The organism is Streptomyces sp. NPDC079020 (assembly GCF_044542225.1).
In the GTDB taxonomy this organism is placed as follows: domain Bacteria; phylum Actinomycetota; class Actinomycetes; order Streptomycetales; family Streptomycetaceae; genus Streptomyces.
This window is the reverse complement of the sequence record NZ_JBITUB010000010.1, coordinates 320,531-330,757: the sequence shown is the minus strand read 5'-3', so window position 1 is coordinate 330,757 and position 10,227 is coordinate 320,531. Positions and strand designations below refer to the sequence as shown.

The following is a 10,227-nucleotide window of genomic DNA, read 5'->3' as shown; positions in this document are numbered from 1 at the left end:
CGGCCACACCATCCACACCAAAGGCATCGAGAAGAACACCCACGACAACCCCTTCGGAGCCGTCCTCTCCTTCCGCGGCACCCCCACCGACACCAAGCACACCCACAAGCTGAGTGCGCCGATGCCGGACCTGTCCGACCTCTTCGAGGTCGGCGACTCGGGGAAGTTCGCGGTCGGCCAGTGGTGGGCCGTGGAGAGCGACGCGCTGGCGGGGAAGTACGAGAAGGAGATCCAGCGCCTCGTCCAGGTGACCGGGATCGTGGACGGGACCCACATCCGGGTCAACTACCAGACCGGCTGGGACCTGGCGGCGGGCCGCACCCTGAGCTGGACCCGGATCGAGCCCGTCGACCGCGCCCATGTGCGCAACATGGTCTTCGAGGGCTGGGGCGAGGACGAGATGACCGGCTCGCACCCGGTCGCGTACGAGTACGCGGTGCGCTGCGACGTCTCCGGGATCGAGGCGATCGGCACGTTCTGGCCGGTGGTCATGCGCCGCTGGTGCACGTACTACCGCACCGAGCAGTGTTCGCTCACCAACCCCAAGTCCGTCACCTACGGCGGCGCGGGCTACCTCACCCAGCAGATCTACTGCCTGTACGGGCACGTCGAGGACTGCCACACGTCCAACGCCCGTCACCTCAACGACTTCACGGCCTCCGCCTACTGCTACGTCACCAACTGCCACGGCGACGGTGACGACGAGGGCCCGTTCGTGACGCACGGTCAGTTCGAGCACGACCTCGTCTACACCGGCAACTCCGGTCTGATGACCTTCGCCAACTCCGGCGCCGCGTGGGGCGGCCGGGCCAAGCGGATCACGGTGCGCAGGCACGCCTGTTCCTGGTTCGTGGCCCGGGTCAAGATCACCGACCTGACCCTGGAGGACGTGCTCGTCGTCGGCAAGAAGTCGCTCGTCGGCTCCGGCATGCTCTGGGTCAACGCGGACGGGGTCCAGCTGCGCGGCTGCACCGCCACCGGGCCGCTGATCGTCTCCCGGGCCTCGGACCTCTCCACCCGGCCCAATGTGATCGCCGACTCCTCGTTCGCCTTCGCCGCGGGTGCCGAGATCACCCAGGCCAATGTCTCCGCGCCGGTCACGATCGCGCGGACCGTGCTGAAGGGCGTCGACGGCGCGGTGTTCAACGGCACCGGGCCCCTCGTCCTCGACCAGTGCACGCTGTCCGGCTCCAAGGACACCGCCCCCGTCTCCCTCGCCCACGCGGACATCACGGTCCACGGCGGCGAACTCCGCGACACCGGGCTGAAGCTGGCCTCCGCGAAGGACCAGCGGCTGCGGGTCGACGGCACCCGGATCAACGGCACCAACAAGGACGCCGCTCTGCTGTCGCGCACCGGCACCGGCCGCACCGTCGACTGGCAGCTGACCGGGCTCGACTCCAGCGCCCCCGCGGGCACCGCCCATGTGCTGGTGACCGAGGGACCCAACCGCTACCGGGCGACCGGGTCCACCTTCACCGGCGGGCGCCTTGAGCTGCGGCCCGCGGCCTTCGCGGACTCCGGCAGTCATCTGCTGCACACCGGCTGCGTCGAGAGCGGCACCGAGCGCACCGCGCTGCCCGACGAGGGCGACCGTGTCGCCCACACCGCGGCCACGCTGCGCTTCTGATCAACCCGACCCACTGAGTCCGAGGAGGCAATCCCCGTGTCCACCCATACCCCGGTCACCGGCCGGCCCGTGCGGGTCGCCCTCGTCGGCGCCGGAAACCGCGGTCTGACGTACGCCGAGTGGATCAAGGCCCACCCGGAGCGCGCCGAGCTCGTCGCCGTCGCCGACCCGCGTCCGGCCGCGCGGGCCGCCGCCGGCGCCCCCGTCGAGTTCGACGACTGGCGGCCGCTCGTCGAGAACCGCATCGCCGACGCCGTCATCGTCGCCACCCAGGACCGCTTCCATGTGGAGCCCGTCCTGGCCCTGGCCGAGGCCGGATACGCGATCCTCGCCGAGAAGCCGCTCGCCCCGACCGAGGACGAGACCCGGCGGATCGTCGAGGGCGTGGAGCGGGCCGGAGTCCTCTTCGCCGTCTGCCACGTCATGCGGTACACGCCCTACACCGACCTGGTGAAGAGCGTGGTGGACTCCGGCGTCCTCGGCCAGCTGGTCTCGCTCGACCATCTGGAGCCGGTCGGCTGGTGGCACTACGCCCACAGCTATGTGCGCGGCCCGTGGCGCAGCGAGAAGGACTCGTCCCCGATGCTGCTCGCCAAGTCCTGCCACGACCTGGACTGGATCACGTATGTGATGGGCGGCCGGATCGAGCAGGTCACCGGCTTCGGCGGGCTGAAGCACTTCCGGCCGGAGAACGCCCCGGCCGGCTCCGCCGACCGCTGTCTGGACTGCGCGGTGGAGTCCGACTGCCCGTACAGCGCGCTGAAGCTGTACATGCCCACGCTGCGCGAGAAGGGCGCGGTCTGGCCGGTCACCCATGTCACGGAGGCGACGGACGAGGCCGGTCTGGTGCGGGCGCTGCGGGAGGGCCCGTACGGCGTCTGCGCGTACCGCGGCGACAACGACGTGGTCGACCACCAGGTCATCGCCATGCAGCTGACCGACGGGGTGACCGCCACCTTCCAGATGGTGGCGTTCACCGAGCAGACGCACCGCCAGACGCGGATCTTCGGCTCGCACGGCTGGCTGCGCGGTGACGGTGAGCGGGTCACCGTGCAGGACTTCCGGACGGGCGAGACCACCGTCCGGGAACTCGGCGCGTCCGGTTCGAACGCCGCCGACGGGCACGGCGGCGGGGACGCCGCGCTCGTGGAGGCGTTCATCACCGCCGTCGCCACCGGGGACGCCGGGGCGGTCCGCTCCGGCCCCGCCACCTCTCTCGGCAGCCATCTGGCGGCGTTCGCCGCCGAACGCGCCCGCCACACCGGCACCGTTCAGCACGTGCCCGTCGCATGACTCCCCCTCGTCCCGGCAACACCCTCACGTCCTCGGAGGACCCCCTCATGTCCCGTGCACCGAAGCGCCGTTCCAGAGTCCGTTCCCTCGCCGCCCCGGTCCTCGCCACCGCGCTGGCCACCGGTGTGCTGGCCGGGTGTTCCAGCGACAGCGACGGCAACACCGTCACCATGTGGACCTACCCCGTCATCTTCGACGAGGCCAAGAACAAGGCCTACTGGGACGGTCTGGTCAAGGCGTTCGAGAAGGAGCACTCCGGCGTCAAGGTGAAGGTGGAGACCTTCCCGTGGGCCAACCGCGACACCGCGCTGGCCACCGCGATCGCCTCGGGCAAGGGCCCGGACGCCGTGTACCTCATCCCGGACCAGCTGCCCAAGTACGCCAAGAACATCGTCCCGGCCGACGACTACATGCCGGCCGACGCCAAGGCGGACTACACCGACTTCGCCCTCAAGTCCATGACGTACGACGGCAAGGCGCTCGGCACCCCGGTCCTGACCAGCGCCAACCCGCTGATCTGCGACAAGCGGGTGTTCGCCGCCATCGGTGAGACCTCGTACCCGACGAGCTGGGCGGAGCTGGAGGCCCTGGCCCCCAAGCTCAAGGACAAGGGCTTCTACGCCACCAGCTACAGCGGGGACACCCAGCAGACGCTGAACATGACGTTCTACCCGCTGCTGTGGCAGGCGGGCGGCGATGTCTTCTCCGAGGACGGCAAGAAGGTCACCTTCAACGACGCCGCCGGGGTCAAGGCGCTGACGTACCTGAAGAAGCTCGTCGAGGGCGGCTACAGCGACAAGGACCTGGTGACCACCACGCCGAAGCTGGAGCAGACGCCGGTCGCCAAGGGCAAGGTCGCCTGCACCTGGCAGAACACCCCGGCCGACGTCGAGCCGTTCTGGGGCAAGGAGAACATCGTCGTCCAGCCCCCGCTGAAGGAGACCGCCTCCGTCGGCTACGGCACCGTCGGCGCCCTGTCGATGCTCAAGGGCGCCGACAAGAAGAACACCGGCGACTGGCTGAACTTCGTCGCCGAGTCGAAGAACGCGGCCGGCCTCCAGACGGGCGCGGGCTACTTCCCGGCCCGTGAGTCCGGCGGCGACCTCTACCCCGGTGACGCGCTCCAGAAGGCCGTCGGCGCGACGCTGCCGACGATGACGGTGGGCCCGCTGGAGGACAAGTCCCGCGAGGTCATGGGTGTGCTGGCGCCGGAGATCCAGGCGGCGCTGCTGGGCAAGAAGAGCCCGCAGCAGGCGCTCGACGACTCGGCCAAGGCCGCCCAGGCGATGCTCGGCCGCTAGGTCCCGCGCCCCGGCGGGGTCCGGGCACCTTCCGGACCCCGCCCCTTCCCGGCATCGCGCCGGGGCCGTACCACCCCCGCAATGTTCCCGTACCGCAAGGAGATCCCCGTGGCAGTCGTCGCGGAACCAACCCGCCGGGGCCGTCGCAGCGGGCCGCAGGCGCGCCGCGAGGCCCGGATCGGCCTGCTCTTCGTCCTCCCGTGCTTCCTGCTCTTCCTCGCCTTCCGGTTCGGCCCCGGTGTCGCCGGTGTGCTGATGAGCTTCACGGACTACTCGCTCACCGGCGGCGGAAGCTTCATCGGGCTCGACAACTTCACCCGCCTGTGGGACGACCCGCTGTTCTGGCAGGCGCTGAAGGTCACCGTCCTCTACACCGTGCTGGCCGTGCCCGGCACCCTGATCGCGTCCGTCTCACTGGCGCTGATCACCCGCCGGGCGTTCCGCGGCGCGAAGTTCTTCCGGTCGGTGTTCTTCCTGCCGGTCGTCACCTCGCTGGTGCTGGCCGCCACCGTGTTCGTCTGGATCTTCTCGACCGGCGGCCCGTGGTCCACCCTGATGGGCTGGTTCGGGATGTCCGAGGGCTCCTGGCTCTCCGACGACATCCTGGTGCTGCCCGCGCTGGCGATCGTCGGCGTCTGGTCGCGGTTCGGCTACGGGATGCTCATCCTGCTCGCCCGGATGCAGGACATCCCGCGGGAGCTGGAGGAGGCCGCCCTCACCGACGGTGCCGGGCCCTGGCAGCGGTTCCGGTACATCGTGCTGCCGCAGCTCAAGCCCGCCCTGTTCTTCCTCGCCGTGATCGAGACGACGGCCTCCTTCCAGGTCTTCGACGCCGTCTACACGATGACCGGCGGCGGCCCCGCCAACGCGAGTTACACGCTCGTCTTCCAGCTCTACGACGCGGGCTTCAAGTACTTCGACCTCGGTTACGCCGCCGCCATCGGCGTCGCGCTCTTCGTGCTGACCGTGGTGGTGGCCGTGATCCAGCGGCTCGTGATCGGGAAGGACCAGTGACCATGACCGCAGGCACCGTGGAAACCGAGAAGGCACCCCCCGCGCCGAAGGCATCCCCGGGCGGCGACCGCTCCGCCCGCCGCGCGGAGCGCAAGCTGCGCAAACTCTCCGAGCAGGACACCGTCCCGCACGGCATGCGCGCCACGCCGGCCGGGCGGATCGCCCGCGGTGCGCTGCTGACCGTCGCGGCGATCGTGACGATCTTCCCGTTCTACGCGATGGTCGTGCTCTCGCTGAAGCCGTCCGCGGCGGTCGAGTTCCCCGGCAGTCTGCTGCCGTGGCCGCTCACCGGCGAGGCGTACGACACCGTCATGAACGCCCAGGACGTGCCGCGCTGGCTGTTCAACACCCTGATGTACTCGGTCGTCTCGGTCGTGGGCGTACTGCTGCTGGCCTCACTGGCCGGGTACGCGTTCGCCAAGAAGCGCTTCCCCGGCCGGGAGGCGATGTTCTGGTCGTTCCTGTCGATGGTGATGGTCCCGTACCACGTCACGATGATCCCGACCTTCGCGATGATCGCGAAGATGGGCGGCGTCGACACCTACTGGGGCCTGATCGTGCCGACCCTGGCCAATGCCCAGGCGGTGTTCCTGATGCGGCAGTTCATCCAGGGGCTGCCCGACGAGCTGTTCGAGGCGGCCCGGCTCGACGGGTGCAGCGAGTGGCAGATCTTCTACCGGATCGTGCTGCCGCTGCTGAAGCCGATCCTCGCCACGCTCGGGGTGTTCGTCTTCCTGTGGCACTGGAACGACTTCCTGTGGCCGCTCGTCATCGGCCAGTCCACCGACATGCGCACCCTCACCGTCGGTATCGCCTCGCTCCAGCAGCAGAACGTGCCGCTGAATGTGGTGCTCTCCGGCTCCGTCATCGCGTTCGTGCCCATCTTCGCCGCGTACCTGGTGGGCCAGCGCTACTTCACCGAGGGCGTCACCGCGTCCGGAATCAAGGGATAGCTACGAATGTTCACCGATGAGGCGGCGCTCGAAGAGCGGCTCGCCACCCCCTCCCCCGCGCTGATCGCCGACCTCGCCGGGCTGGAGGGCGACCTGCTGGTCCTCGGCGCCGGCGGCAAGATGGGGCCGAGCCTGTGCCGGCTCGCCCGCCGGGCGCTGGACGCCGCCGGCCGGACGGACGTGACCGTGTACGCGGTGTCCCGCTGGTCGGACAAGTCCGCCGCCGAGGATCTGGAGGCCGCGGGCGTCTCCACCGTCGCCTTCGACCTGATGGACCCGGCCGCCGATCTGGGCGAGCTTCCCGAGGCCGGGAACATCGTCTTCATGGTCGGCGCCAAGTTCGGTTCGGCCGGGGCGCCCTCGCACGCCTGGGCGGTGAACGCCGCGATGCCGGACCGGGTGGCGCGCCGCTGGCCGGGCGCCCGGATCGCCGCGTTCTCCACCGGCAATGTGTACCCGCTGGTCCCGGTCTCCTCGGGCGGCTGCACGGAGAGCGACCCGGTGGGGCCGGTCGGCGAGTACGCGATGTCCTGCCTCGGCCGGGAGCGGATCTTCGACCACGCCGCGCTGACCCGAGGCACGAAGGTCGCCAACATCCGCCTCAACTACGCGGTCGACCTGCGCTACGGCGTGCTCGCCGACATCGCCTCACGCGTCCGGGCCGGCGAGCCCGTCGATGTGAGGACCGGTCACGCCAACGTGGTCTGGCAGGGTTACGCGAACGAGGTCGCCCTGCGCTCGCTGCCGCACGCCACCGAGGGTGCGGCGTTCACCCTCAACCTCACCGGCCCGGAGACCGCTTCGGTGCGCCGTCTGGCGCAGTGGTTCGGCGAGGAGTTCGGCCGGGAGCCGGTGTTCGCGGGGACCGAGGCGCCGACCGCGCTGCTCTCCGACGCGAGCCGCTGCCACGCGCTGTTCGGCTACCCGGACGTGACGCTGCGGACCCTCGTCGCCTGGCAGGCCGACTGGCTGCGCCGCGGGTTGCCGCTCTCCGGCAAGCCCACCAAGTTCCAGGTCCGTGACGGAAGGTTCTGATCCACCCCATGTCCACTCCTTCGCCCGTGTCCGCGTCGTCCCCCGCCTCCACGCCCGCTCTGGACGCGCTCGCCCACGGGGCGGTGATCCCCGCCCATCCGCTCGCGCTGCACACGGACGGCACGTTCGACGAGCGCCGCCAGCGTGCGCTGACCCGCTACTACCTCGCCTCCGGGGCGGGCGGTGTCGCCGTCGCCGTGCACACCACTCAGTTCGAGATCCGGGAGCCCGGCGTCGGACTGCTGCGGCCGGTCCTCGAACTGGCCGCCGAGACCATCGACCAGGAGGCCGGCCGCCCCTTCATCAAGGTCGCCGGGGCCTGCGGCTACACCGCCCAGGCGGTCGCCGAGGCCGAGACGGCCGCCGCGCTCGGCTATGACGCGGTGCTGCTCAGCCCGGCGGTGCCCGGTGCCGACGAGAAGGGTCTGCTGGAGCGGGCCCGCGCGGTCGGCGAGGTGCTGCCGGTCATCGGCTTCTACCTCCAGGAGGCCGTCGGCGGACGCTACCTGTCGCCCGGTTTCTGGTCGGCGTTCACCGACCTGCCCTCCACCGCCGCGGTGAAGACAGCCCCGTTCGACCGCTATCGCACCGCCGATGTCGTACGGGCGGTGGCCGCCGCGGACCGTGCGGACGAGGTCGCCCTGTACACCGGCAACGACGACGACATCATCGGTGACCTCCTGACCCCGTACGAGACGGCGAACGGGACCCGGCGCTGGTTCGCCGGCGGGCTCCTGGGCCAGTGGGCCGTCTGGACGAGCTCCGCCGTGACGCTCCTGGACGAGGTGCGCGCCGCCCGCGCGGGAGACCACGCGGCGATGGTGCGCTGCCTGGCCCGGCGGTCCGAGCTGACCGACGCCAACAGCGCGGTCTTCGATGTGCGCGGCGCGTTCCGCGGCTGCATCGCCGGGGTGCACGAAGTGCTCCACCGCCAGGGCCTGTTGGCGAACATCCGCTGCCTGGACCCGGCCGAGACCCTGTCGCCGGGTCAGGCCGAGGAGATCACCCGCGTGGCCGAGGCCTACCCTTGGCTGACCGATGACGCCTTCGTTGCGGAGCATCTCGATGCCTGGCTCTCCTGATCCTGCCGACCGCTCCCGGGTGGTCGTCTCCGTCCCCCCGCACCTGCGTGCCCAGTTCTTCACCCCCGAGGTCTGGCGGGCGCTCCGGGAAGCCGCCGAACTGACCGTCCTGGACGAGCACCGCGACCGGGAGGCCCTGCTCGCGGCCGTGCCCGGGGCGCGGGCCCTCATCACGTCGTGGCACAGCCCCCGGGCGGACACCGAGCTCCTCGATGTCGCGGACCGGCTGGAGCTGGTGGCGCACACCGGCTCGGCGGTCGCCCCGTACGTCACCGAGGAGGTGTTCCGGCGCGGCATCCGGGTCACCCAGGCCGGGGACGAGATGGCGCGCCCGGTGGCGGAGGTGGCCCTCGCCTTCACCCTCTCCCTGCTCCACCGCATCCAGCACTTCGACCACGCCCTGCGGGGCAGCGCCGACTGGGCGGCGGCGAGCGAGGCACCCCCGCGCCACGAGATCCACGGCAGCGAGATCGGGGTCATCGGCGCGTCCCGCACCGGACGGGCGTACATCGCGCTGGTGCGGGCGATGGGGGCACGGGTGAGCGTGAGCGATCCCTTCCTCTCACCGGCGGACGCGGCGGAGCTCGGCGTGGAGTCCGTGGACCTTCCCACCCTGCTGGGCCGCAGCCGGATCGTGGCGGTGCACGCCCCGGTGACGGAGGAGACTCACCGGATGATCGGCGCCGAGCAGCTGGCCCTGATGCCGGACGGTGCGGGCCTGGTGAACACCGCCCGCTCCTGGCTGGTCGACGAGGACGCCCTCCTCGCGGAGCTGGCCTCCGGCCGGCTGGACGCGGCCATCGATGTCTTCGACGCGGAGCCGCTGCCCGTCGGCCACCCCTTCCGCGCCCTGCCCAATGTGCTGCTCACCCCGCACCAGGCGGCGGGCAGCGTCGAGTGCCGGCAGCGGCTGGGCGCGAGCGCCGTCGACGAGGTGCTGCGCCTGCTGGAGGGCCGTCCCCCCGCGCACGCCGTATCCGCCGAATCCCTGGTGCGGCTGCACTGAGGCTCCGGCCCGTTCAGGCGCCCACCCCACCCCCCTTTCACCTCAGGAGAGTTCACCCCCATGCGTTTCATGCGCGTCGGCGAGCCGGGTTCCGAACGCCCGGTGCTCGTCTGCCCCGAAGGCCTCCACTACGACCTGTCGGGCATCACCGGTGACATCGACGGCGACTTCCTCGCCGCGCTCGCCGAGAATCCCCGGCTGGTCCCGGACGAGCCGAAGCTCCCGGAGACCGACATCACCGGGCAGCGGATCGGGGCGCCCGTCGCGCGCCCCTCGGCCCTGCTGTGCATCGGCCAGAACTACGCCGCCCACGCGGCGGAGTCGGGCGCGCTCCCGCCCGAGCAGCCGATCCTCTTCTACAAGTCGCCGAACACGGTCGTCGGACCGTACGACGACGTCCTGATCCCGCGCGGCTCCGAGAAGACCGACTGGGAGGTGGAGCTGGCCGTCGTCATCGGCCGCCGCGCCTCCTACCTGGACTCCCCCGCCGACGCCGCCGCGCACATCGCGGGCTACGCCGTCAGCAACGACGTCTCCGAGCGCGCTTTCCAGCTGGAGCAGTCGGGCGGCCAGTGGTCCAAGGGCAAGAGCTGCGCGACGTTCAACCCGCTCGGCCCGGTCCTGGTGACCGCCGACGAGGTGGGCGACCCGCAGCGGCTGCGGCTGCGCAGCTACGTCAACGGCGAGCCGCGGCAGGACTCCAGCACCGCGGACATGATCTTCAGCGTGGCGCATCTGGTGCACCATCTGTCGCAGTACCTGGTGCTGGAGCCCGGTGACATCATCAACACCGGTACGCCGCAGGGCGTGGCGCTGTCGGGCCGCTTCCCGTACCTGGCCGACAAGGACGTGATGGAGGTCGAGATCTCGGGCCTCGGCCGGCAGCGCAGCGTCTGCCGGCCGGCCTAACGGG

Annotated in this window: 9 protein-coding genes; all 9 read left to right on the top strand. The window is 71.0% G+C overall.

Annotated elements, in window-relative coordinates; all coding sequences use genetic code 11:
• The coding region (locus tag ACIGJO_RS22850; protein ID WP_399960807.1) for a peptidase C14 at positions 1-1,630 on the top strand (1,630 nt) is incomplete at its 5' end.
• 36 nt (positions 1,631-1,666) lie between these two features.
• A complete protein-coding gene (locus ACIGJO_RS22845) occupies positions 1,667-2,923 on the top strand; it encodes a Gfo/Idh/MocA family protein (protein WP_399960805.1) in 1,257 nt (418 codons plus the stop codon).
• 47 nt (positions 2,924-2,970) lie between these two features.
• Complete coding sequence (locus tag ACIGJO_RS22840; protein ID WP_399960803.1) at positions 2,971-4,224, top strand: ABC transporter substrate-binding protein; 1,254 nt, start codon at positions 2,971-2,973, stop codon at positions 4,222-4,224.
• 108 nt (positions 4,225-4,332) lie between these two features.
• Entirely contained in the window at positions 4,333-5,238 is a 906-nt protein-coding gene (locus ACIGJO_RS22835) for a carbohydrate ABC transporter permease (RefSeq protein WP_399960800.1), read from the top strand.
• Between the two features lie 2 nt (positions 5,239-5,240).
• On the top strand, positions 5,241-6,191 hold the full coding sequence (locus ACIGJO_RS22830; protein ID WP_399960798.1) for a carbohydrate ABC transporter permease: 951 nt from the start codon (positions 5,241-5,243) through the stop codon (positions 6,189-6,191).
• Between the two features lie 6 nt (positions 6,192-6,197).
• Positions 6,198-7,226: an NAD-dependent epimerase/dehydratase family protein gene (locus tag ACIGJO_RS22825; protein ID WP_399960796.1), complete on the top strand. Its 1,029-nt coding sequence runs from the start codon at positions 6,198-6,200 to the stop codon at positions 7,224-7,226.
• 8 nt (positions 7,227-7,234) lie between these two features.
• Positions 7,235-8,308 carry a dihydrodipicolinate synthase family protein gene (locus tag ACIGJO_RS22820; RefSeq protein ID WP_399960794.1) on the top strand — a complete coding sequence of 358 codons (1,074 nt, stop codon included), beginning with the start codon at positions 7,235-7,237 and terminating at the stop codon, positions 8,306-8,308.
• Positions 8,292-9,314, top strand: a complete 1,023-nt coding sequence (locus tag ACIGJO_RS22815) for a hydroxyacid dehydrogenase (RefSeq protein WP_399960792.1) — start codon at positions 8,292-8,294, stop codon at positions 9,312-9,314. The genes ACIGJO_RS22820 and ACIGJO_RS22815 overlap by 17 nt, the downstream gene beginning before the upstream one ends.
• A 60-nt stretch (positions 9,315-9,374) precedes the next feature.
• Positions 9,375-10,223, top strand: a complete 849-nt coding sequence (locus ACIGJO_RS22810; RefSeq protein ID WP_399960790.1) for a fumarylacetoacetate hydrolase family protein — start codon at positions 9,375-9,377, stop codon at positions 10,221-10,223.
• The last annotated feature ends 4 nt before the right edge of the window (positions 10,224-10,227 follow it).

Excerpts from the sequence above, each read along its gene's own strand:
- ACIGJO_RS22840 (WP_399960803.1), top strand. The coding sequence starts at position 2,971 with ATGTCCCGTGCACCGAAGCGCCGTTCCAGAGTCCGTTCCCTCGCCGCC.
- ACIGJO_RS22830 (WP_399960798.1), top strand. The coding sequence starts at position 5,241 with ATGACCGCAGGCACCGTGGAAACCGAGAAGGCACCCCCCGCGCCGAAG.
- ACIGJO_RS22825 (WP_399960796.1), top strand. The coding sequence starts at position 6,198 with ATGTTCACCGATGAGGCGGCGCTCGAAGAGCGGCTCGCCACCCCCTCC.
- ACIGJO_RS22820 (WP_399960794.1), top strand. The coding sequence starts at position 7,235 with ATGTCCACTCCTTCGCCCGTGTCCGCGTCGTCCCCCGCCTCCACGCCC.
- ACIGJO_RS22815 (WP_399960792.1), top strand. The coding sequence starts at position 8,292 with ATGCCTGGCTCTCCTGATCCTGCCGACCGCTCCCGGGTGGTCGTCTCC.
- ACIGJO_RS22810 (WP_399960790.1), top strand. The coding sequence starts at position 9,375 with ATGCGTTTCATGCGCGTCGGCGAGCCGGGTTCCGAACGCCCGGTGCTC.